General features: G+C 57.4%; 23 protein-coding genes and 1 tRNA gene. 20 read left to right on the top strand and 4 right to left on the bottom strand.

Annotation, left to right across the window (positions count from 1 at the left end; translation table 11 throughout):
- The first annotated feature begins 105 nt into the window (after nucleotides 1-105).
- The 7 genes from phoR to phoB all read left to right on the top strand — a co-directional run bounded on the left by phoR (nucleotide 106) and on the right by phoB (nucleotide 7,818).
- Nucleotides 106-1,332 carry a phosphate regulon sensor histidine kinase PhoR gene (phoR, locus tag ACXHRN_RS22260; RefSeq protein WP_488638472.1) on the top strand — a complete coding sequence of 409 codons (1,227 nt, stop codon included), beginning with the start codon at nucleotides 106-108 and terminating at the stop codon, nucleotides 1,330-1,332.
- A gap of 193 nt (nucleotides 1,333-1,525) precedes the next feature.
- A complete protein-coding gene (locus ACXHRN_RS22255) occupies nucleotides 1,526-2,560 on the top strand; it encodes a substrate-binding domain-containing protein (RefSeq protein ID WP_488638471.1) in 1,035 nt (344 codons plus the stop codon).
- 83 nt (nucleotides 2,561-2,643) lie between these two features.
- Nucleotides 2,644-4,122, top strand: coding sequence for a phosphate ABC transporter permease subunit PstC (pstC, locus tag ACXHRN_RS22250; protein WP_488638470.1), 1,479 nt, complete (start codon nucleotides 2,644-2,646; stop codon nucleotides 4,120-4,122).
- Nucleotides 4,119-5,435, top strand: a complete 1,317-nt coding sequence (gene pstA, locus ACXHRN_RS22245) for a phosphate ABC transporter permease PstA (RefSeq protein WP_488638469.1) — start codon at nucleotides 4,119-4,121, stop codon at nucleotides 5,433-5,435. Before pstC ends, pstA begins: the two co-directional genes overlap by 4 nt.
- Nucleotides 5,436-5,453: 18 nt before the next feature.
- Complete coding sequence (gene pstB, locus ACXHRN_RS22240; RefSeq protein ID WP_488641983.1) at nucleotides 5,454-6,266, top strand: phosphate ABC transporter ATP-binding protein PstB; 813 nt, start codon at nucleotides 5,454-5,456, stop codon at nucleotides 6,264-6,266.
- A 39-nt stretch (nucleotides 6,267-6,305) separates the two neighbouring features.
- Nucleotides 6,306-7,022, top strand: coding sequence for a phosphate signaling complex protein PhoU (gene phoU, locus ACXHRN_RS22235; protein ID WP_488638468.1), 717 nt, complete (start codon nucleotides 6,306-6,308; stop codon nucleotides 7,020-7,022).
- A gap of 112 nt (nucleotides 7,023-7,134) precedes the next feature.
- Nucleotides 7,135-7,818 (top strand): phosphate regulon transcriptional regulator PhoB, encoded by a 684-nt coding sequence (gene phoB, locus ACXHRN_RS22230; protein ID WP_488638467.1) that lies wholly within the window; start codon nucleotides 7,135-7,137, stop codon nucleotides 7,816-7,818.
- A gap of 12 nt (nucleotides 7,819-7,830) precedes the next feature.
- On the opposite strand, the gene ACXHRN_RS22225 is transcribed toward phoB, so the two are convergent.
- Nucleotides 7,831-9,102, bottom strand: a complete 1,272-nt coding sequence (locus tag ACXHRN_RS22225) for a hypothetical protein (RefSeq protein ID WP_488638466.1) — start codon at nucleotides 9,100-9,102, stop codon at nucleotides 7,831-7,833.
- A 261-nt stretch (nucleotides 9,103-9,363) separates the two neighbouring features.
- Here ACXHRN_RS22225 and ACXHRN_RS22220 point away from each other — a divergent pair, with 261 nt between their 5' ends.
- From ACXHRN_RS22220 to ACXHRN_RS22200, 5 genes are all read left to right on the top strand, one after another.
- Nucleotides 9,364-10,323, top strand: coding sequence for an NAD(P)H-dependent flavin oxidoreductase (locus tag ACXHRN_RS22220; RefSeq protein ID WP_488638465.1), 960 nt, complete (start codon nucleotides 9,364-9,366; stop codon nucleotides 10,321-10,323).
- 178 nt (nucleotides 10,324-10,501) lie between these two features.
- Nucleotides 10,502-10,577 (top strand) — tRNA-Thr (locus ACXHRN_RS22215).
- 340 nt (nucleotides 10,578-10,917) lie between these two features.
- On the top strand, nucleotides 10,918-11,541 hold the full coding sequence (locus ACXHRN_RS22210; RefSeq protein WP_488638464.1) for a tyrosine-type recombinase/integrase: 624 nt from the start codon (nucleotides 10,918-10,920) through the stop codon (nucleotides 11,539-11,541).
- 12 nt (nucleotides 11,542-11,553) lie between these two features.
- Nucleotides 11,554-11,934, top strand: a complete 381-nt coding sequence (locus ACXHRN_RS22205) for a DUF3768 domain-containing protein (protein WP_488638463.1) — start codon at nucleotides 11,554-11,556, stop codon at nucleotides 11,932-11,934.
- A 3-nt stretch (nucleotides 11,935-11,937) separates the two neighbouring features.
- Entirely contained in the window at nucleotides 11,938-12,450 is a 513-nt protein-coding gene (locus tag ACXHRN_RS22200; protein ID WP_488638462.1) for a hypothetical protein, read from the top strand.
- Nucleotides 12,451-12,464: 14 nt separating this feature from the next.
- On the opposite strand, the gene istB is transcribed toward ACXHRN_RS22200, so the two are convergent.
- The gene (gene istB, locus ACXHRN_RS22195) at nucleotides 12,465-13,259 is read right to left on the bottom strand and encodes an IS21-like element helper ATPase IstB (protein ID WP_488638461.1); all 795 of its coding nucleotides are present in this window, start codon (nucleotides 13,257-13,259) and stop codon (nucleotides 12,465-12,467) included.
- Entirely contained in the window at nucleotides 13,249-14,769 is a 1,521-nt protein-coding gene (gene istA / locus ACXHRN_RS22190; protein WP_488638460.1) for an IS21 family transposase, read from the bottom strand. The genes istB and istA overlap by 11 nt, the downstream gene beginning before the upstream one ends.
- A 763-nt stretch (nucleotides 14,770-15,532) precedes the next feature.
- Between istA and ACXHRN_RS22185 the strand changes: the two genes are divergently transcribed.
- On the top strand, nucleotides 15,533-16,297 hold the full coding sequence (locus tag ACXHRN_RS22185; protein WP_488638459.1) for a DUF4145 domain-containing protein: 765 nt from the start codon (nucleotides 15,533-15,535) through the stop codon (nucleotides 16,295-16,297).
- Here ACXHRN_RS22185 and ACXHRN_RS22180 read toward each other — a convergent pair.
- Entirely contained in the window at nucleotides 16,294-17,040 is a 747-nt protein-coding gene (locus ACXHRN_RS22180; protein ID WP_488638458.1) for a DUF5677 domain-containing protein, read from the bottom strand. The two genes, ACXHRN_RS22185 and ACXHRN_RS22180, sit on opposite strands and share 4 nt — an antisense overlap.
- Nucleotides 17,041-17,191: 151 nt before the next feature.
- On the opposite strand from ACXHRN_RS22180, the gene ACXHRN_RS22175 reads away from it, so the two are divergent.
- The 7 genes from ACXHRN_RS22175 to ACXHRN_RS22145 all read left to right on the top strand — a co-directional run bounded on the left by ACXHRN_RS22175 (nucleotide 17,192) and on the right by ACXHRN_RS22145 (nucleotide 23,159).
- A complete protein-coding gene (locus tag ACXHRN_RS22175) occupies nucleotides 17,192-17,470 on the top strand; it encodes a RusA family crossover junction endodeoxyribonuclease (protein ID WP_488638457.1) in 279 nt (92 codons plus the stop codon).
- 151 nt (nucleotides 17,471-17,621) lie between these two features.
- Nucleotides 17,622-17,858, top strand: a complete 237-nt coding sequence (locus ACXHRN_RS22170) for a hypothetical protein (protein WP_488638456.1) — start codon at nucleotides 17,622-17,624, stop codon at nucleotides 17,856-17,858.
- 265 nt (nucleotides 17,859-18,123) lie between these two features.
- Nucleotides 18,124-18,327, top strand: coding sequence for a hypothetical protein (locus tag ACXHRN_RS22165; RefSeq protein ID WP_488638455.1), 204 nt, complete (start codon nucleotides 18,124-18,126; stop codon nucleotides 18,325-18,327).
- Nucleotides 18,328-18,790: 463 nt separating this feature from the next.
- Nucleotides 18,791-19,828: a hypothetical protein gene (locus tag ACXHRN_RS22160; protein ID WP_488638454.1), complete on the top strand. Its 1,038-nt coding sequence runs from the start codon at nucleotides 18,791-18,793 to the stop codon at nucleotides 19,826-19,828.
- A gap of 296 nt (nucleotides 19,829-20,124) precedes the next feature.
- The gene (locus ACXHRN_RS22155; RefSeq protein WP_488638453.1) at nucleotides 20,125-20,556 is read left to right on the top strand and encodes an integrase core domain-containing protein; all 432 of its coding nucleotides are present in this window, start codon (nucleotides 20,125-20,127) and stop codon (nucleotides 20,554-20,556) included.
- 66 nt (nucleotides 20,557-20,622) lie between these two features.
- Nucleotides 20,623-22,266 carry an AAA family ATPase gene (locus tag ACXHRN_RS22150; protein WP_488638452.1) on the top strand — a complete coding sequence of 548 codons (1,644 nt, stop codon included), beginning with the start codon at nucleotides 20,623-20,625 and terminating at the stop codon, nucleotides 22,264-22,266.
- Entirely contained in the window at nucleotides 22,263-23,159 is an 897-nt protein-coding gene (locus ACXHRN_RS22145) for an HNH endonuclease (protein WP_488638451.1), read from the top strand. Before ACXHRN_RS22150 ends, ACXHRN_RS22145 begins: the two co-directional genes overlap by 4 nt.
- The last annotated feature ends 33 nt before the right edge of the window (nucleotides 23,160-23,192 follow it).

The following is a 23,192-nucleotide window of genomic DNA, read 5'->3' as shown; positions in this document are numbered from 1 at the left end:
ACAGCCATATCCAGCTTGTGAATTCAAGCTTGCAGTGCAAAAGCTGTTACATTCGACAGATAAGACGGCTGATTGCAATGAGGCATCGGCCGGCCGGGGACATGAATGCGAGAGGCGATTTTCAGTTGGATTTCACGGAATGTCCTGAGTTTCGTCAGTGCGGCCATCGCTCTCATGGTCCTGCTTGCCGCAGGCCTTAACGGCTGGCTGGCCGCTGCCGCAATCCTTATAGCACTTCTGCCGTCATTTTTCCGCGGACCCGCTCCCAGCAACCGACAGGCCGGATCGCCGTCCGCTACCGAAGCCGTGGATGCCGATCGGTTGGCGGAGGTGAAGTCGGCCTTTGCAGGCTTTGACAGCCCCGCATTCCTGCTGGATGCGCAGGGCACTGTCATCTATCAGAACCCGTCCGCGAGGCATCTCTTCGGAGAGATCGAATCCGGCCAGCACATTTCCGCCCGCATCCGTTCACCGGCAATCGTCGAGATGATCCGCCGCTCGCTGGCCCAGGGTCGCAACGGCCAGATCGAATACACCTCGACGCTGCCGACCGAGGGCGTCTATCAGGTGCGTTGCGTGCATGCGGACGGGGCGCTCGGCAAGACGGATTTCTATGTGCTGATTTTCCGCGACATCTCCGAATCCCGCCGCATCGACCGGATGCGGACCGATTTTGTCGCCAATGCCTCTCACGAACTGCGTACGCCGCTCGCCTCGCTGCGCGGCTTCATCGAGACCTTGCTGGGTCCCGCCCGCAACGATCCGAAAGCCCATGAGCGCTTCCTGACCATCATGCTCGAGCAGGTGACGCGCATGAGCCGGCTGGTCGACGACCTGATGTCGCTTTCGCGGCTCGAACTCAAGGCGCGGCTGGCGCCGGAGGAGCAGGTCGACCTCGTGCCGCTGATCGGTTCGGTCTGCGATGCACTGGCGCCGTTGGCCGCCGACGTCAATGTTGTCATCAGCCAGGAACTGCCCGATCATCCCGTCATCGTCGCCGGCAATCGCGATGAATTAACCCAGGTTTTCGAGAACCTTATCGAAAATGCCTGCAAGTATGGCCAGGAAGGCAAGGCCGTCGATGTCATGCTGGAAGAAGACGGGCCGGAGGGCATCGAGGTCAGCGTCACCGACCATGGGCCAGGCATTCCGGAAGATCACGTGCCACGCCTGACGGAACGCTTCTATCGCGTCAATGTCGAGAGCAGTCGGACCAAAAAAGGCACCGGATTGGGCCTCGCAATCGTCAAGCACATTCTCACCCGGCACCGGGCGCGGCTGATCATCCGCTCCGAAATCGGCAAGGGCAGCACCTTTACAGTACGTTTTTGACATAAAACTCCGAATGAATTCCCGCAAATTCTAAATTACATAATAAATACATATAGATAGACTGTCACAAATCTTTCACCAAACTGACATAAAAATACGGGTGTCCAAGGTCTAGTGAAGTTGCGGCCGGACAAAAAAGGCCGAAGGTGCCGCGCCTGGCGCCTCCAAATCCAGCCCGAACGGGAGAACCACTATGAAATTCACCAAATCCACGCTGGCAGCGCTCATCGCGTCTGTCGCTTTCGCCGGCGCCGCACAGGCCGCCGATCAGATCCACGTCGCCGGTTCGTCGACCGTGCTTCCTTATGCCAAGATCGTTGCCGAGCAGTTCGCTGAAACCTATCCTGATTTCAAGGCTCCGGTTGTCGAGTCCGGCGGTTCGGGCGCAGGTCTGAAGGAATTCTGCAAGGGCGCTGGCCCGGAAACCATCGACATCGCCAATTCTTCGCGTCCGATCAAGAAGTCCGAAATCGAGACCTGCAAGTCGAACGGCGTGACCGACATCACCGAAGTCAAGATCGGCTATGACGGCATCGTGTTTGCGACCGACAAGTCCTCGCAGGACTTCAAATTCCAGCCGGCTGACATCTATCTGGCCATCGCTGCTGAAGTTCCGGTTGACGGCAAGATTGCTGCTAACCCGAACACCAACTGGACCCAGGTTAACAAGGCCTTCAAGGACCAGGAAATCCAGGCTTTCATCCCCGGTGAAAAGCACGGCACGCGCGAAGTGTTCGAGCAGAAGGTGGTCCTCGCTGGCTGCAAGAAGACCGGCGCATTCGACCTCTACGTCAAGGCCGGCGTTGCTGAAAAGGACGCCGAAAAGAAGTGCGTTGCCATCCGTAAGGACGGCAAGGCTGTCGACATCGACGGCGACTATCCGGAAACGCTGGCCCGCCTCAATGCCGACAAGAAGGCCGTGGGCGTATTCGGCCTGTTCTTCTATGAGAACAACCTCGACAAGCTGAAGGTCGCTACCGTTGGCGACATCACCCCGAGCCAGGCCACCATTGCTGACGGCACCTATCCCGTGTCCCGTCCGCTGTTCTTCTATGTCAAGAAGGCTCACCTCGACTCCGTTCCGGGCATGAAGGAATATGTCGAATTCTTCACCTCCGACCAGATGATCGGCCCTGACGGCCCGCTCGTCGAGCAGGGTCTCGTCCCGGCTCCTGACAAGGAACGCGAAGCAATCCGCACGGCGGTTTCTTCCTGGAAGAACATGTAAATCCTGCGAGGGCCGGCGGCTATTTCCCGCCGGCCTTTCCTTAAGTATTTTGCGGGCATTGCGCCCCGGATTAGGATTTAGATATGGGTAGCGCCCTCACGTTCCTGATTATCGCTGTCGTGGGCATCGTCGCCTATTTCCTGGGCCGCTCTCGGGCCGCGACTGTATCCGGCGGCGAGCTTCAGAACCTTCATTCACGTCCTACATATTTCGGTTCCTACGCCGCCATTCTCGCCATCCTGCCTGCCACGGTTGTGCTCATCATCGGCCTTGTAGTCGGTGGCGGCATCGTCGAGCGTTCCGTCCGCGGTGCTTTCCCCGCCGACGTGCTGGCCAAGCCTCAGAGCGAACAGAATGTCGTCTACGAGATGGTCAACGCCATGGCCGGCGGCCTGAGCCGCTTGACGGTGGATGAGGAAAAGCTCGTCAATTCCGACATCAATAAATTCAAGGAAGTGCTTGGTTCCAAGGGTGTTCCGCTCGCCCAGGCGCCACAACCCTATATGGTCGAGGCGGCGCGCAAGCTCGCCAGCGTCTCCACAAGCGTTCATTGGGGTGTAGGTATCCTCTCGATCCTCGTCGCCGCCATCGGTGCTTACTGGGCAATCTCGCGCACCTCGCTGACCTTCCGCGCCCGCAACCGGGTGGAACGGATCGTGCTGGTTACACTCGTCGTCTGCTCGGCGATCGCGATCCTCACCACAGTCGGCATCGTTGGCTCGCTGATCGGCGAAACCATCCGCTTCTTCTCCGTCGTGCCGCCGTTGAATTTCTTCTTTGGCACCGTGTGGGATCCGCGCTTTTCGACCGACGGCAGTTCCGTCGGCCAGTTCGGGTTGATCCCGCTCCTTCTCGGCACGCTCTATATCGCTATCGTCGCCATGATCATCGCCGTGCCGATCGGTCTGTTCGCGGCGATCTACATGGCCGAGTATGCCTCCAGGACTTTCCGCTCGATCGTAAAGCCGTTGCTTGAGATCCTGGCGGGCATTCCGACGATCGTTTACGGCTTCTTCGCCTTGATCACCGTCGGTCCGTTCCTCCGGGACTTCTCTGCCGATCTCTGGGGTGCCCTGACTGGCAACCATCTCAACTTCATCGAGGCCCAGAGCGTACTGACCGCAGGCTTCGTCATGAGCATCCGCCTCATCCCGTTCGTCTCGTCGCTTTCCGACGATATCATCACGGCGGTGCCCCGGGCGATGCACGATGGTTCGCTTGGTCTTGGTGCAACCCGTTCCGAAACCATGAAGCGCGTTATCCTGCCGGCTGCTTTGCCGGGCATTATGGGCGCGCTTCTTCTCACAGGCTCCCGCGCCATCGGCGAAACCATGATCGTGGTTCTCGCAGCCGGCGTTGCCGCCAACCTGCAGTTTTCGCCTTTCGAGCCGATGACGACGATCACCGTCAAGATCGTCAACCAGCTCACGGGTGACCTCGAGTTCAATTCACCGCAGACTCTGGTCGCCTTCGCACTCGGCCTGACGCTGTTCTTCATCACGCTGGCGCTCAATGTCTACGCGCTCTACATCGTCCGTAAATACCGGGAGCAGTACGAATGACCGACGCAGTCTTAAATCCAGCCGCCGCCAGCGCCGGCGCAGATAGACGGGACATCGGCATCCGCAGCCGCCGCGCCTCCGAGAAGCGCTTCCGCGCCTACGGACTGATTGCAATCACGCTCGGCCTGCTCTTTCTGGTCATGCTGCTCGTCTCCATCGTATCGAAGGGCTATACCGCCTTCTTCCAGACGATGATCACCGTGCCGGTCGAGTTCTCCGAAAAGGTCATCGACCCCACAGGCAAGCGGACAGAAAACCCGAAATTGCTGGTCACCGCCAACTACCCGGTTCTGGCGCGCGATGCGGTGGCCAAGGCCGCCGGCATCGACACCACCGACAAGGCGGCGCTTGCCAAGCTCAAGGGCTTCATCTCCGATGGCGCCCGTGCCCAGCTGCGAGACCTGGTGATTGCTGATCCAAGCATTGTCGGCAAGACCGTTCCCGTCACTTTCCTCGCGGCAGCCAACATCGACTCGGCCTTCAAGGGGCAGATCGACATTACCGTGCCGGAAAACGACCGTAAGGTTACGGACGCCCAGGTCACGGTGATGAAAAAGCTCGCCGAGAGCGGTGCGCTCGCAGAGCATTTCAACCCAGCCCTGTTCACCAATGGTGCATCGAGCCGTCCGGAAGCGGCAGGCCTTGGCGTGGCCATCATCGGCTCGGCCTACACGATGCTGATCGTGCTGCTGCTCGCTTTGCCGATCGGCGTGTTCGCCTCGATCTATCTCGAGGAATTCGCGCCGAAGAACCGCTGGACCGACCTTATCGAGGTCAACATCAACAATCTCGCGGCCGTCCCGTCAATCGTCTATGGTTTGCTGGGCCTGTCGATCTTCATCAACTTCCTCGGCATGCCGCGGTCGGCGTCGGTCGTCGGTGGCGTCGTGCTGGCGCTGATGACGCTTCCGACCATCATCATCGCCACCCGCGCCGCCCTCAAGGCTGTGCCGCCTTCGATCCGTGCCGCCGCGCTCGGGCTCGGCGCTTCGAAGATGCAGACGGTCTTCCACCATGTCCTGCCGCTCGCCATGCCCGGCATCCTCACAGGCACGATCATCGGCCTTGCAAACGCGCTGGGCGAAACCGCGCCGCTGCTGCTGATTGGCATGGTGGCCTTCGTGGTCGACTATCCCAGCACTCCATTCGAGCCGGCCACCGCGCTGCCGGTGCAGATCTACATGTGGGCGAACGAGGCGGAACGTGCCTTCGTGGAACGCACTTCGGGAGCGATCATCATCCTGCTCGTGTTCCTGATCATCATGAACCTTGGCGCCATCATGCTGCGCCGGCGTTTCGAACGCCGCTGGTAAGGAGATATTGAAATGAATATGCTGACAGATGTCGAAGTCGAAAAGACGGTAGCAAGAAACATGAGCAACCAACCTGAAATGAAAATGGTGGGCAAGGATGTCTCCGTCTACTACGGCGAGAAACGAGCCCTGTTCGACGTCAACCTGAATGTTCGCAAGAACACAGTCACGGCGCTGATCGGCCCGTCGGGTTGCGGCAAGTCGACCTTCCTGCGCAGCCTCAACCGCATGAACGATACGATCGAAGGCTGCCGCGTCACCGGCAAGATCACGCTCGACGATGGCGACATCTACGATCCGACACTCGATGTCGTCGAACTCCGCGCCCGAGTCGGCATGGTGTTCCAGAAGCCCAATCCGTTCCCGAAGTCGATCTATGAGAACGTCTCCTACGGCCCGCGCATCCATGGCCTTGCCAAGAACAAGGCACAGCTCGACCAGATCGTCGAATCCAGCCTGCAGCGCGCCGGCCTGTGGAACGAGGTCAAGGACCGCCTGCTGGAAGCTGGTACCGGCCTCTCCGGCGGCCAGCAGCAGCGCCTGTGCATCGCGCGCGCCGTTGCCGTCAGCCCGGAAGTCATCCTCATGGACGAGCCATGCTCGGCGCTCGACCCGATCGCCACTGCCAAGGTCGAGGAACTGATCCACGAACTGCGCGAGAACTTCACCATCGTCATCGTCACCCACTCGATGCAGCAGGCCGCCCGCGTTTCCCAGCGCACCGCCATGTTCCACCTCGGCTATCTCGTCGAGGAAAACGACACCGACAAGATTTTCACCAATCCGGATGACCAGCGCACCCAGGATTATATCATGGGCCGCTTCGGCTGATCATTTTTCGCCTGCATCAGCAGGCATGGGGTTCTCGTCATGGTAACATCACATATCTATTCCGTCTTTGACGACGAGTTGAAGCATCTTGCCCGCCGTATCGCAGAAATGGGCGGCATGGCCGAACAGATGGTATCCGACTCGATCCGCGCACTGGTCACGTCAGACGCTGCCCTTGCACAGCGGGTGATCTCGCAGGACGTGGTCGTCGACCAGACCGAGCGCGACATCGGCGACAATGCGATCCTGATGATCGCCAAGCGCCAGCCGGTTGCCTCGGATCTGCGCGAAATCATCGGCTCGATCCGTATCGCCTCCGACCTCGAACGCGTCGGCGATCTCGGCAAGTCCAATGCCAAGCGCGTCATCGCCGTCCAGAGCTCGGGCATCCCGCGCCCGCTGGCACGCGGCATCGAACATCTCTCCGAACTGGCCCTGTCCCAGCTCAAGGACGTGCTCGACGTCTATTCGACGCGCTCGGCCGAGAAGGCGGAAGCCATCCGCCTACGCGACGAGGAAATCGACGCCATCTACACCTCGCTGTTCCGCGAGATGCTGACCTACATGATGGAAGATCCGCGCAACATCACGCCCTGCACGCATCTGCTGTTCTGCGCCAAGAACATCGAGCGCATCGGTGACCACGCCACCAACATCGCCGAGACCATCTACTACATGACGACCGGCGAGCAGCCGGCCGGCGAGCGCCCCAAGGATGACAATACGGCATCCGTCATTCAGCAGCCCGCCGAGTAAAAGATAAGCCATCCGCGCCCGATTGGCGGGCGCGGATCCGAGATCTGCCCGAGCCCACCGCCAAGCGGTATGATAGCGGGGCAGATGACGACTGCGAACGGAGCAAGCCCTTATGCAGCCAAGAATCATGGTTGTCGAAGATGAAGAAGCGTTGGGCACTCTGCTCAGCTACAATCTCGAAGCCGAAGGCTACGACGTCGAAGTGATCCCCAGGGGTGACGAAGCCGATATCCGCCTCCAGGAACGCGTTCCCGATCTTCTGCTGCTCGACTGGATGCTGCCGGGCGTCTCGGGCATCGAACTGTGCCGTCGCCTGAGGATGCGTCCCGAGACCGAGCGCCTGCCGGTGATCATGCTGACGGCGCGCGGCGAGGAAAGCGAGCGCGTGCGCGGGCTTTCCACCGGCGCCGATGATTATGTCGTCAAGCCGTTCTCGACGCCGGAGCTCATGGCCCGCGTCAAGGCGATGCTGCGACGTGTGCGCCCGAACGCCATCTCTTCGTTGCTCAAATGCGGTGACGTCGAGCTCGACCGCGAGACCTACCGCGTCCATCGCCGATCGCGCGAAATCCGCCTGGGACCGACAGAGTTCAAGCTGTTGGAATTCTTCATGGCGTCGCCGGGTCGGGTATTCTCGCGCTCGCAGCTTCTCGATGGCGTGTGGGGCCACGACATCTATGTCGATGAGCGCACCGTCGACGTCCATGTCGGCCGCCTGCGCAAGGCACTCAACCTCTCCAACATGCCCGATGTGATCCGCACCGTTCGCGGCGCGGGCTATGCGATGGAAGTCTGAGCGCCGGAGCGCTTACGACCCCGGCAGCACTCTGATCCCATAGAGGCGGATGGCGCGGCCTTCGCCTGTCAGGTCGCTGTTGATGACGATGTAGCCCGGATCGGTTGGGCCGAGCTTGCCGTCGAAGGCAATCGGGATCAGCTCATCGACCCGTTCGTTGGTGATGGTGAAGCGATGCCGGCCGCAATCGCCGAGCGTCGTGAACTCGCACTGGATATAGATCTGCGCCGGCTTGTCGCCATCGGCACGCAAGGTAATGGCCAGCGTCGACTTCTTGCCGGCGAGATCCTGCAGGATGCCGGCCGGCACTTCGATCCGCACTTCGCCATCCTTGTCCGGCGAATTGGAAGCGATGGTGACAGCTGCGCCATCGCTGTCCGTCACGTTGCCGATGACAGCATCGCCGCTGGCGGTAATCTGCGCCTTGCCATTCGGCTTGAAGACATCGACCCAGTCGCCGGAGAAACCGCGCAACGGGTCGAGCCTGGTACTCTTCTCGTTGGGATCGAAATTCTCGCTTTGTAATTCCTTCGGGATCAGGTCGAAATCCGAATTGCCCTTTAGGGCGGCATCGAGCATTCCCGTCGTGTAGACCCACCAGACGCCGGCCGCGACCACGCCGATGAGCACGGAATAGACGAATAGCGAGGCAAGCCACGAGCCTTTTCGGCGGCGCCTGGTGCGCCTCTCCGGTGTGACTGTGCGGCCCTCGGGCGTCGACGGCTCGGCCCAGGCGGGATCCTCCTCTTCACGGATCACCTGACCCTGCTTGCGTGCTGCTTTACGAGCCTGCTTCCTGTTCTTGCCCTGGCGCTCGTCGCGGATGGCGGAAAGCCCCGACAGCGAGCCGTCTTCTTCCTCCGCATAGTTGTCGCTGGCAATGGACCGTTCTCCTGTGACAACTGGCGGCGGCGCAACATGCTCGATCACCGGATTCCGCCGGAAGACCTCCGCCTGCCGCATCGGCTCGGGCTCGTTGAGCGTCGGTTCCGGCTCGATCGTGTCTTCCCGTTCCATCGGTTCGGCGGGCGTATCTTCAACGATGGTTTTTTCCAGCCGCGCCGCACTACGCAGTTGCTCTAGTTCTTCGTCCTCGATCGCGCGAATGGTGATTTCCAGCCGCTGGCGCTGCCGCTCGACTGTCTCGGGGTCCTCGATCTCCTGCTTGCGGAGCCCGGCGTCCAGTGCGTTGCGCGCCGATTGATAGATACGCGAGCGGATTTCCGGATTGGACCGCTCTGCCCGTTCCAATGCGTTTCGGATCGCCTGTTCCAGTCCGCTCAATATGCCATACCCTGAAGGCGCCGTGTCTGGCGCGAGAATTTCATTCTTCGGTAACCATTCGATTCCGCCTTTGCAAGCGCCGGGCACCGCAACGGCCATCGCTCCCCCGCAAAAATCCCAATGGCGGAGAAAAATGGCTTCCTTCGGGCGGAGGAGAAAATTCAAGGTTGAACAATTTTTGCAAATGACGATATCTTGCAGAAAGGATGCGCCGACCTTTGGCGGATTCCCTTATCACATCGCTTTCTGCCGGATCGACCCATGACACTGCCTGCTATTCTCAAAGACAATCTGCGCATTCCCGTCGTTGCCGCCCCGCTGTTCATCATTTCCCATCCCGACCTGGTGATCGCCCAATGCAAGGCCGGCGTGGTCGGTTCGTTTCCGGCGCTGAACGCTCGGCCTGAAAGCCAGGTGGATGAATGGCTCGCCGAGATCACCGAGACGCTTGCCGCCCATGATGCGTCCAGCCCTGAGCGCAAGAGCGCCCCGTTCGCCGTCAACCAGATCGTCCACACCACCAACCGGCGGCTGGAGCACGACCTGCAGATGTGCGTCAAATACAAGGTGCCGATCGTCATCTCCTCGCTCGGTGCCGTGCCCGAAGTCAATGACGCCATTCATTCCTATGGCGGTATCGTGCTGCATGACGTTATCAACAACCGTCATGCCAATTCGGCCATCCGCAAGGGTGCCGACGGCCTGATCGCGGTCGCGACCGGGGCAGGGGGCCATGCCGGCAAGCTCTCGCCCTTTGCACTGGTGCAGGAGATCCGCGAATGGTTCGATGGGCCGCTGCTGCTCTCCGGCGCGATTGCCAATGGCGGCGCCATCCTCGCGGCACAGGCCATGGGCGCCGACATGGCCTATATCGGCTCGCCCTTCATCGCCACGCCTGAAGCGCGGGCAACGGACGCCTACAAGCAGATGATCGTCGACAGCCGCGCCGACGACATCGTCTATTCCAACTATTTCACCGGCATCAACGGTAATTATCTCAAGGGCTCCATCCTCGCCACGGGCATGGATCCGGATCATCTGCCGGAAGCCGATCCGAAGAAAATGGATTTCGAAAAGACCGAAAGCGGCCCGAAGGCCTGGAAGGAAATCTGGGGCTGCGGCCAGGGAATCTCTGCGGTCAAGGCTGTCGAGCCAGTGGAGACCTTGGTCAGCCGGCTTGAATCCGAATATCGAGCGGTCAAGGCAAAGCTCTGCGGCTGAGGCATCCGGCCTGGTTTTCGTGCTTTGGATAGGCGCAATTGCATCTCGGCACCACAGTGGATCCCATCCCATCCAATTTTCAGGATTTATAGCCGATAGCGGCTTGCATTCCCCAGCCGATTTCGCTATCAGCGCCCGCATACGCTCTGTCCGCGCCCCGCGCCGGACTTTGCCGGTCGCCGCTTTAGCTCAGGTGGTAGAGCACATCATTCGTAATGATGGGGTCGCAGGTTCGAGTCCTGCAAGCGGCACCACTTTTTCCCAAACATATTCAGTGGTTTGGACGAGAAGCGCCCTGAAGGCATTTCTCGGTGAATTTTTGCCAGTACTCACGCAGTACTCACTTGGGAGAGAACTGCAGAGAACTTCCTGTGTGCTTTTTTATTTTCCGGTCACGGTTTTATCCGCGCCGCAAGTGACTCCTCCCCGCGGCACAATCGTTAAGAGGGCAGCGGGGAGGAGTCACTTGCGGCGCGGATAAAACCGTGACCGGAAAGTAACATAAGTATATGATATTGTTGTATTTTTAGACTTGATAGTGCGGCTTCGCTGTGATTCAATGGGTGTGCAAACACACCCCAATCCGAGGATCAAATGGCCGGCGGTCAGTCAAAAATCCTATCCGACGCGGATATCAGGCGACTCCTGAAGGTCGCCAAGGAATCGCGGCATCCCCTTCGCAATTCGGCAATCGTTCAATTGAGTGTCCGCGCGGGATTGCGCGCCTCCGAAATCGCACTGCTGGACTGGTCCATGGTGACGGACGGGCGAGGCAATGTGGCAAATGTGATCACGCTTCCCGGTGCGATCACCAAATACGGCCTTGCACGCCGCCTCCCCATACATAGCGAGCTGAAGCGCTCACTTGCCAAACTCAGAAGCCGGAACATGCGGAAGGGTCCGGTTATTGTTAGCGAAAGAGGGCCTGTTGAAACACTATTTGATGGGTTTGTGAGTGAGTCCTTAGCTCCACTCCCGATGACGCCGAAATCGATCGTGAATTGGTTCACCCAAACATGCCGCCAAGCCAACTTGGAAGGATGTTCCTCCCATTCGGGTCGGCGGACATTCGTAACAAGGGCCGCGCGTTTGATCTCGAAGGCTGGCGGCTCTCTCCGCGACGTGCAACAGCTTGCCGGTCACCGATCGATTGAGACGACGCAAGCCTATATCGACGGCGATCACGATATCCAGCGCCGCCTCATTCGAATGATGTGAAGGAAGATGCAGATGGACGGAGCGGTTTCAGTGAAAGAACAAACGATGAACAAAGTGCACGATCGTCAGGAAGCCGTATCGGCCACCTTACGGCGGAATGATCAGCTCCGTATTGAAGGACGCGGCGGAAAAATCCTGATGACAGCCAGCGTCGCTGCGTTGAGTGACGAACGTAGACAGAGGGTCATCAACGCCCTCCGCGCATACGATGCTTTTACGCCTGATAATGATCCCTATGGCGAGCATGATTTTGGCGAGTTTGAGGTGGGCGGTGCCTCGATCATGTTTAAGATCGATTACTACGATCTGGGAGGCTCTCACCATTCCCCCAATCCGGCCGATCATTCGGTGACAATGCGGGTCATGACGCTGATGTTCTCAGACGAGTACTGAAACATGGGAGTGAAGACCGGGAGACATGTCGAGCGAACGGATGCGCAACGTGAACTTGCCACAATTGCCCGTCCGTTCCAGCAAGGCTCGCTGGATTGCTATTGTGGCCTGTATGCCGTGGTCAACGCCATGCTGCGCTTAAAGCCTGAAGCTTTCTTCGGCAATGAAGACGGCGCCTGTGACGTGTTCTCCGCAATGATTAAGGCGGCCGCACGAGTGTGCTCGCCGGAAGAGCTTTGCGGCGAAGGAATGAACAGCATCGAACTCGAATATGTTGCCAAGGCCGGGATCAGGCATATGCGTCGGAGGGGCTATGCATTCAAACTGCTGGCACCCACGCAAATTGGGCTAAACGTTTCGATTCAAGATATCGGGGCGTGGCTAACAGCGGCCCAAGCTCAAACGTCGTTCGCCGTCATACTCTACGTTGAGCAGAGCAATTTCAGTCATTGGTCAGTTGTTGGTTTCCGCGCGGAACTGAGCCGGTTTTTCCACCGAGAAGTGAGCCACCTCTAAGTATGATTTTCTGATCAGGGTTTGGTCAAGGGGTTGGCTTTTTCTCCTCTCTTCTGGGCTGCCGCCGCCGAGCTGGCTTTGAATCTGAAGCTGTCGTTGCCGGTTTCCAGGATATGACAACGATGGGTCAGGCGGTCGAGTAGAGCGGTTGTCATCTTGGCGTCACCGAATACGGTGGCCCATTCACTGAAGCTGAGATTGGTGGTGATGATGACACTGGTGCGTTCGTAAAGCTTGCTCAGCAGGTGAAAGAGTAATGCACCGCCGGACGCGCTGAACGGCAGATACCCCAACTCGTCCAGGATCAACAAGTCGAGCCGTACCAGGGCCTCAGCGATCTGACCTGCCTTGCCCTTGGCCTTCTCCTGCTCGAGAGCATTGACCAGTTCGATGGTCGAGAAGAAGCGGACCTTGCGGCGATGATGCTCGATGGCGTGGATTCCAAGAGCGGTCGCGACATGCGTTTTACCAGTGCCAGGGCCACCGATAAGGACAACGTTCTGCGCCCCATCCATGAACTCGCATCGGTGTAGTTGGCGCACAGTGGCCTCGTTGATCTCGCTGGCGGCGAAGTCGAAGCCGGAGAGGTCTTTATAAGCCGGGAAGCGGGCAGCCTTCATGTGATAGGCGATCGAGCGAACCTCGCGCTCGGCCAATTCAGCCTTCAGCAACTGGGACAGGATGGGCACGGTCGCATCAAAGGCGGGAGCCGCTTGCTCGATAAGGTCTGTGACGGCCTGGGCCATGCCATACATCTTGAGGCTCCGTAGCATGATGACGACGGCAGCACTTGCGGGATCATGACGCATGGCGACCTCCTGCGATCCGGGCGCGTAGGCCATCGTAGCGTTCGACGTTGGCCTTGGGTTCACGCAGCAAGGTCAGCGCCTGTGGCGTATCGATGTCGGGACCGTCAGCCGTCTTGCCGTCGATCAGCCGATGCAGCAGATTCAGCACATGCGTCTTGGTCGCTACTCCTGCATCCAGGGCGAGTTCCACAGCCCTGAGTACGACGTGTTCGTCGTGATGAAGGACAAGGGCAAGGATATCGGCCATCTCGCGATCACCGCCGGGGCGGCGAAGCATCTGGTCCTGCAGTTGCCGAAAGGGCAACGGCAATTCCAGGAAGGGTGCACCATTGCGCAAGGCACCGGGTTTGCGCTGGATGACGGCAAGGTAATGTCGCCAATCGTAAATCGTTCGCGGCGGTTTGTCGTGGCTGCGCTCAATGACCCGCTCATGCTCGCATAGGATATTGCCCTCCGCCGCAACGACCAGTCGCTCGGGATAAATCCGCAGGCTGACGGGCCGGTTGGCAAAAGACGCAGGCACGCTGTAGCGGTTCCGCTCAAAGGTAATCAGGCATGTCGGCGAGACGCGCTTGCTCTGCTCGACGAAGCCGTCAAACGCGATAGGCAATGCCATCAATGCTGCCCGCTCATCAGCCCAAACATCTGCGATCGAACCGGACAAGGTGCCATGCGCCGTGTCCCGCCACAGGTCCTGGCAATGCTGTTCCAGCCAGGCATTCAATGCCGCCAAGTCCGGGAAGTCAGGCATCTGTTGCCACAGTCGTGGACGAGCATCCTGGACGTTCTTCTCGACCTGACCCTTCTCCCAGCCTGCCGCCGGATTGCAGAACTCAGGTGCAAAGACGTAGTGGTTCGTCATAGCGAGGAAGCGGATGTTGACCTGTCGCTCCTTGCCGCGACCCACCCGATCGACCGCTGTCTTCATGTTATCGTAGATGCCGCGACCAGGTACGCCGCCAAACACACGGAAGCCGTGCCTGTGGGCGTCAAAGAGCATCTCATGCGTTTGCAGTAGGTAGGCCCTGACCAGAAAGGCCCGACTGTGCGATAGCTTGATATGTGCAACCTGAAGCTTCGTGCGCTCGCCGCCTATCACGGCATAATCTTCACTCCAATCGAATTGGAATGCTTCGCCTGGGCGGAAAGATAGCGGAACGAATATGCCGCGGCCCGTCGTCTGCTGCTCAGCCCGCCAATCACGGGCGAAAGCGGCAACCCGGCCATAGGAGCCGGTAAAGCCAAGAGCCACCAGATCGGCATGAAGCTGCTTCAGCGTTCGGCGCTGCTTGCGCGACCTCCCGGCCTCGGTCTTCAGCCAGCCAGCCAGTTTGTCGGAAAAGGGATCAAGCTTGCTCGGTCGTTCCGGTACCGTGAACGTCGGCTCGATGGTGCCTGCGCTCAGATACTTCGCGATCGTGTTGCGTGACAGCCCAGTACGCCGGCTGATCTCGCGGATCGACTGCTTCTCGCGCAGCGCCATCCGCCGGATAATATTTAAAAGTCCCATGTGGATCACTCCGTTGCCCCCGTCGCTGACCGCGTTGGGGGGAAGGTTCACATGGCTCAATTCTCAATGGAAATTATGCGCCTAACCGGCTCAGTTCTGCGTGGAAACCAACACTGTAGGGCCGGTAGAGACGATTTTCGCGATTGCGACAGCGTATTGCTCTAGGACAGCAATGTGTGGGGGTGGTCGACGTTCTTCCATAATTACTCTTTTCAAACGTGCTGCGCGCGAAAGTTGTTGCCAACTTCTACATTATCAGTGACGATTCCCACAAGGGGTGCGGACCCAAGCCCGCATCCCCGCCTAATATCAATGACGCTTGGGAGGCAAAAACAAAGGAAAGCCTTGGGATGTGGAACGTCCTATTATTCTCAAAGCCCACGAAGTCCGTGGCATCTTAGACGGCAGACAAACTCAGCTCCGGCGTATTCTAAAAGTCCCGAAATGGGGTCACTTAGATGACCTTGGGTTCTGCAATGGTCAGCCGTATGCCGACGACACTTTCGAGGGCAATCATCGGGATATTGAATGCCCCTTTGGCTAAGTAGGTGACCGCCTGTGGGGGAAAGAAACGTGGCAGCAATTATGGGCTGAATGTGAGGAAGCTACCTCCACTCTCGGTCTTCATCTCCGATGTCAGGCTGGCGGTCGGCGGCAATGTCCTGCAGCGTCGGAAAGCCTTGGAGGGTTGGCTTACGCGCGTGTAGCAGGCGCTCCGGTTGTATGCTAGCACGGCTACACGGTGGGTCTTGGGGAGAGTGCGGTGGACGACAAACTCTGGAAGGCAAAATACGGCGGCTTCCCCCGGTTTCCCTGTCCGCGTTGCGCGAATGGAAAGCTTACTTGGAAAAGTGCTGATTACCTCAATCGGCAGCCTAGATATGTGGCTGCCCAGTACGAAGCAGACGATCTTCACGGCGAAATCGAGAGCGGCCAATTCGCCTGCTTGATGGTGCGCGGTGTCTCCTTTTGCGGGCAGGTGGTCGCGGTATCAGGAGAATACGAGACTAGGTTTTTCTACACCAACGATAATGAGACGGGTGAGGAAATCTCGTGGGATGACACCAATTACTACATCCGGGCGATGTTCCCGCCGCCGCCAATCATTTCCGTCCCGAAAGCTTTAAACGCTGTCGCCCATAAGCATGTTAAGAGGGCGTACTCGCTCTTCTGGGTGGACTTAGGGTCATGCTCGAACGCCTTGCGGGCGGCCGTGGAAGCCCTGTTAGACCAGTTTGAAATAAAGCGGGAGTACAAGAACAAGAAGGGCGAAGACACGCCTTACAGCCTCTCGGTGCGGATAGACAAATTTGGCGAGCTGAAGCCGGATTACAAGGACGCTCTCCATGCTCTCCGCTACGTCGGGAACCACGGCAGCCATGAGGGCGAGGGGGATTTCCAAACGGTGCAGGACTGCTTCGACGTGCTGGAGGACGCCCTTATAGAGATATTCGAGGAGCGGCGTGCTAAGCGAGCGGCTAAGATCCAGAAGATTATCGCCAGCAAGGGAAAGCCCACCAAGAACTAGGTTCCCAACGTGTCCCTGAATGCGAGCAGCCGCTTTTCAACGTCGAGAAAGCTGTCAGGGAGCGTCGCGTCTTGGTTCTGATAGATGCTGGCCAGTCCGGCCCGTAATGGGTCTGCAAACAGGTCAATCATCGTTAGAAGGTGGTTTTCTCGCGGTTCCTTGAAGACAGTGATATTCACCTCGCCGTCAACTACATCCCAGTGCCGCTCACGCAGTGCCCGCATGTTGTTGTGCCCCTCGGCGCAAAGCTGGTTATAGACCGCCGTGTAGATGTTTATCATCCCAACGCCGTCAAACTTGTCCCTGACGGTCATTGGTTTTGAGCCCTTTTGCTTGAGCTTATCCAGCCGTGTTTTGAAGTCGGCCAATCCCTGAGTCACGCTGGCATTGTTTGCAAACCCCGCTGAATAGGGATTGTTGCCGGTGGCGCCATCCTCAAGCATTTTTATGTATTCGTGATAGAACGAAGCCTCCATCCGGTCGAGATAGCCATCGTCGGCCGCCAGATTTTTCAGGTCAACCCAAGCTTCGAGCGTGCTCCGACCTATGGCACTCAGCCCCGCTTCCTTGTTGTGGCGAAGGAGAAAGAGCCCGGTGTCCGCGAACGCGAAGATCGAGGCATAGAGCGAGGCAAGTGTCGTAGTGACAATGCCCCGCGTGTTGACTGGAAGCTTAGCAAAGGCCGCTTCAGCTTCGTGATGAAGCTCCTCCACTAAGCCCAGATATTCGCCGACCTTTGACATTCGTCCCCCAATTCTCGTGCCGGACGCTACGAAACGCGGTAGTATTTGGCAATAACCAACGACTGACCCGCATATCGCTTCTTTCACCGCCACACTTCCGTTCCCGCCCTCGGTCATCAACCTGTTCCACAACGTGGTCCGTGGTGGCCGGGTGAAGACTGCCAAATACCGGGAATGGGAGAAGGCGGCTGATGCTCGTAAGCCATCGGGTATTGTAAAGCTGCAGGGCGAGGTTATCGCCGTTTATACGTTCGGGCGTCCAGACCGGCGCCGCCGTGATGTTTCGAATCTCGAAAAGGCCCCCGGTGACACAATCACTCGCTGGGGCGTACTAGACGATGACAGTCAGATAGTCGATATCTGGATGGGCAAAGTCCCGGCGAACTGGGTCAAGTCGGAAAGCTTCAACGGCCCTGATCGCCGCAGTTAGCCACGGGGAGGGTGCCGATAGTGGAGGCTCTCCTGCACAATATGCCGTTCCTCATTGCCGTAGACATTGCCGGACTGGTTCTCGTCTTCGGTCCGGCGCACGTCGCTGTCAAAGTGGTGCACCGCAAACCAAAATCCATGAAAGCCTAATTATGAGATTTGAGAAACTCGACTGCGTAACGGCCGGGGAGCTGCGCCGCAAGCTGGCAGAACTCATCGGCAATCTCGGCAACCAATACAAGGCCGCTGACGCAATGGACGTATCCCAATCTATGGTCACGCGCGTCATCCGTGGCAGCAACAACGTTGGGCAAAAGATTCCCGCGTTCTTCGGCCTGAAACCCGTGACGGTTTATGTCCGTCGCAATGATAATGAAAACGGAGTGTAGATCGCGATGAACGGCATAGCGTGGTTTCTTTTGCTTCAATCGGGATTTTACGCCGATGGAAACGTCTCCAGTACGGCTCCAGAGTGAACCCGTGGAATGTCATGACGTATCAGGAGTGCGTTGACCTTCAAAAGGAGAAGGGTGGCCAGTGCATCGCGCAAGAGACTTCCTTCTGGACGCCGCGGTAGACTGCATTTTCAACTTCCGGGACTCTTTTCCCCGCGAATCCCAATGCGTAGAATCCTCCTCTTTTGGAGGATCTTGCATGTCGGCTATGGATGACCTCGAACGCTACATACCTGCGCTCCCCGTAGAAATGCAGGAGGCTGCAGGCAAGATGCTGGAACTGTGCCGCTCCCGCCCGGATGAGGACAGCGGGAACATGACGGCGGAAACCATGCTGAACGCTATTAAGTGGATAGTCTCCATGAAAGGGGGGAGCATGGAGGGGCCGGACACGCTGCAATAGGTTCTGGACATTTTGTCCACTGGCGCCCACGGGACTCCGCAGGGATATCTCAGCGGCCTGTGAAGCTTAACAGAAGATATATAGAGCATTGAGGGGACTCGGTGTCACCCTTGCGCACCCCCTGATTCTGGCGCAATCTGCGAAGCAGCAAGCAGCCTTTCACGTTTTCTTTTTGGTGAAAGGTGTGGCTATGCTCTTGACCTTTCTTGTGGGTGGGGCGGGCTACTTGACGGGGCGGACGATGGGTTTTTGGTAGGCCGCATAGGGGAGCAAAAATGGAATTTCGTGACGACGCGATGATCAAAGTTCTGGCGCCGCTCGCCTTCCGGGCTGCCGACAAGTTTTTCAAGTTCACGTCGTGGATGATAATTGGGACTAGCGCTGTTCGGGCAGGCCTTTTTGCCTTTCCGCACGCGACCCGGAAGATTTTAAGATACCCCCGCAATATCATACGGCGTCGCGGGTGATTCAGGTGATCCTTGGCTTTGGGCTGCTGTTCCTCATGGGCTCGCCGCTCCTTTATCTTGATACCGTGTCGACAATCTCGTGGCGATTAAGTGAGGGCCGCTCCGTGGTAATGAATGAGGTGGTGGACGAAGACGTAGCTGAAGCCGAGGAAACAGAAGTTGGGGTGAATAGCCTCGTCTGGATAACCTCGCTGCGAGAGGCTGAGCAAGGGGTCACCAATCGTATCCTCGAAGATTTAGTCCCTCACCTTGAAGGGCTTGGCGTCGGCTTCACCCGGTTCGAGCCCGAGTCCCGTGACGATCTCTACGACTTCCTCAACACGCTGCGGGTGAAGGCTGAGGGGACATTCCGCCCGATCATCCACCTCGATATGCATGGGCATGCCGACAATGGCCTGCATATCGTTGCCAGTGGCGAAAACGCACCATGGGCTGAGGTTGTTGAGCGCTTCCGTGAGATTAACGTAGCAACCAGTAATAGCCTCTGTGTGATATCGCTGGCCTGTTTCGGCTTCCACATCGTCAAAGACCTCGATATCACCAAGCCTACGCCATTCTATGCCCTTGTCGCTTCCGACCGGGAGATAGCAGCCGGCGACATCGAAGAGCGGGCTGTAAGATTCTATCAGCGGGTTTTCGAAGTGCAGGACTTGGGGCCTGTCTGCTATGAAATCTGGGAGGGTTCGCCGCGCCTATGGCTGGCTGAAAAATACCTATTCGAGCTGCTGGTCAACTACGTGATCAAGACCACTAAGGGCAAGTTCGCCCGGGAGCGCCGGGAGCGGGTTCTGACCTATGCGCGGCAAATGGGCCTACCAGCACACGAGATGAAGGCATACCGCCGCTTCGTAAAGGCGAACCTGAAGCCCCGTCCGAACCTCATTCACACCTATGGGAAACGCTTCTTCATCGACCGACCGATTGTATTCACTCTTAAGCAGGTTAAAGACGTGGCTGCGATGTTCGAAAGGAAGATAATGAACGTTCGCCCTCGGCCGGGTCAAGAGCCCTATTTCATGCTTGACAGGCACTAAAAAAGCCCCTCTCGGGGCTCGATGTCGCCAATACTGGTGGGTGACGTGCGAGTTAGACTCGAAGAAGTTGCCAGCTTGAGGATTAGCCCCCCTTGTTCAAAGCCCATGACGATCCCGCCAATGGCAATTGCGACGGCTGCGAGAAATACAAACATATTCAATATCCTTTTGTTGATTATTCACCAAGTAGGCTGCGCTCGTGAGGTATCCGAGACGCTGCGAAGCCACGATTCGAGATGCTTTTGAGTCCGGAACGCGACCGGCGGAGGATGACCGACCTCTTCCATGAATGCCGCATGATCAACACGTCCCTGCGTTACAAACCCGCGTGCAGACGTCAGGGCGCTACAAGCCTCCTCCATCCCTTTTTCTTCCTTTCCCTGCCGCTTCATTCGTTACTGGTCGTAAAAAGCGAGAAAATTCAGCCGCCTAATAGGGTGCACGGTTTCGGCTTCTGTCAAGCCAACGGCCTTACACCAGCGAGTCACTCATGGCACTTATCGCCAAATGCCATGAGTGAGATCTCGCGCGAAACGCTGTTCTCGTCGCTGACGCAGGCGGACATCACGGCATGGAACGGGGATTACAATCGAACCAGACCGCATTCATCGTTCAGAAATATCACGCCCTGCGAATTCGTAATGAAAATGGCTATGGAAAAACAGGCCGCACGACGCCAGATTGAAAACCAAAGACTCTCCCGAAATCTGGGGGAACTTGGATCTTAAGTCATTATCCATTTCCCAACTTGCAAACCCACGCGTACTTCTTGACTAGCCACTAGGAGAAGTTCCGTGCAGTTCGAAATCTATCCGCCGTCTAGGAAGCACCCAAGTTCAATAGCTGGCCGAGTAGCACTACAGCAGGACAATTGGGACGACTACAGTTTCAAAACCACGTATGGCCTTTATTATCAGCCCTCCAAGAGCCTAGATATTCTTTACGTTGGTGGAGTTAAGATACTGAAGCTCGGGCAAGAGGGATCAGAGCCCCTCCAGATTAGCGACCCCTTTGAGCGGCTTGATGATCAATGGTGTTCGGTTGGCGCTGATCTTGATTACTACGAGCGGCTTTCAAATATTAATGAAGGCGACCGTGACGAGATCTTAACAGCGCTCCGCGACGTCGTGGCCAGCCCTTCTCTCATTCCAGAGTTTCAAAATCAACGCGGATGGCGGACTTCCCTGTTCCGAGACAACGCGAGTTGGGAGCGCTTTCTTGATGATGCCGCCGCCGTTTACAACAAGGACTTTTCAAAATTAGCTAATCTGGAAACATCATTCTCGTTCAAACCGAACGATGACTCGGACGTTCTGACGTTCGCTTTCTCTGCTCCGCCCGTCATGGGCTACTACGGAAAAATGCGAGCGCTGGGCCCAAGTGGCAAAGAAGTCTTGTTGCCGCAGCGTATTATCGCGCTGATCGGGCGTAACGGTTCCGGCAAAAGCACACTACTTTCGCGGCTTTCACACGTTGCATTTGCATCCGGCTCAGCCCGCGAACAGAAGTCAATACGCAGCCTCGGCGTATTTGAACCGCCCGAGATCAACTTCTCCCGCATTATTACGATCTCCTACAGCGCCTTCGACAGCTTTGATGTTCCCGGGTTTGAAGGAAGGGACCGTGTTCAAATTGCCAAGGACATTGCTGTAGGGCAAGGCCGGTTCGCATACTGTGGCCTGCGTGATATTTCCGCCGAGACAGATGAACGCGAGAACGCTGACGTAAACGAAAATTCCTCGCAATCTGCTGCGCAAACGATCACGCGCCTCAAATCGATCGAGGCGCTCGCCCTTGAGTTCGAGCGTTATGTCACAATGATTAATAGCGGTGGTCGCCGTGCGCTTTTTCTTGCAGCTCTGGAACCACTGCTTTCTGAACCGTCATTTGCGCAGCGTGGTGACGACGGCGAAGCAGACTTCATCATCAATAATCCGAAGAGTTCGTTCCTACGCTGGAGCACAGGCCACAAGATTGCGTTGCATGTCGTTGCCTCGCTTACCGCGCGCGCGGCGCGAAAGTCGCTCGTTCTCTTTGACGAGCCTGAAATGCATCTTCATCCGCCACTCACCGCAGCTTTGATGCAGGCGATCAGAATCATTCTCGAAGAAGTCAACGCATTCTGTGTCGTCGCGACACATTCGCCGGTTGTTATTCAAGAGACGCTTGCACGCCACGTGCGCGTCGTGACGCGAGCCGGCGATACGCTTCACTTTAAGCAGCCTAGGCTCGAAACTTTCGGTGAGAACGTCGGCATTCTAACCTATGACATTTTCGGGCTTGTGGCGTCGGCCACTGACTTCCACGAGGTGCTCGATCTACTCGTCGAGGGTGGCTTTGACCTCGAGGCAATCGACAATCTTTTCACGCCAGCGTTGAGCGGGCAAGCTCGCGGTTACGTGCTTTCGAAACTCGCAGGACGTGCTAAGCAAAAATGAAAAACCTTCCGAAACCCTCGAAAGCGACTGCGGAAAACGACCTCAGAACGGTTCTTCACACCTATAATTGGAAGGGCGAGGTTAGAGGATACGAGCCAACTGATGCCGAGATTGATGCCGTCCTTGCGATCTATGATTTGTATGACCAAGCTTTTGGAATGCCTTCCGATGCGCTGAAAGGACCGGATCTCAATGCAGGATTGAACGGAGCCATCAGGCATGCATATCCACAGACCTACGAAAACGGCAAAATCCCTCACATTCGAGAGGCCGCGTTCGAGAAGGTCGACCTTTGCCCGATCTGCGGTATCGATCCTCCTGTCGAGCTTGATCATCATCTGCCTAAGGCGATTTTCAAGCCGCTTACGCTATATGCGTGGAATCTCATTCCGTTGTGCGAAGCTTGTAATGGGGACAAGCTGGCCGACGACGCTGGTAAGTTCGTCCACTCCTACTTTGACATATTACCTGACGTACAGTTTCTTCAGGTTGAGATTTCAATAGAGAGTGGAGGGCTCATCACCAAATATTCAATCGACGGCAATGCGGAGATAGCCGCCCCTCTGCTCGCCAAACTTGAATTCCAAATGAAAGCTCTATCGCTCAACGACAGGTTTCAGAAGGATGTGAACACCTATATCGTAGCCCACACGACCGGCCTACATATGGCCGCTGAATTTAATGGTAAGGTTGGGGTTCGGTATTATCTTGAAAAGCAAGCTACTGTCGAAACCGTCGCGTTCTATCGCAACCATTGGCGCCCAGTGCTTTTGAGCGCGCTTGCAAGCCATGAAGAGTTCTGTGAAGGCGGTTTCAGAACAGTCCTGCCGGATGGGCAGATTACAGCTGTTGCCGATAACCTCCTCACAAAGGAACCGGCAGAGTTAGTCTAGCTAGCCGGCGCCTCATCAATGCCAGCAGTTCAT

This window comes from Shinella sp. OV683, from assembly GCF_057787725.1.
Note: the sequence above shows the minus strand (reverse complement) of the source record. Positions and strands in the feature narration are given on the sequence as shown.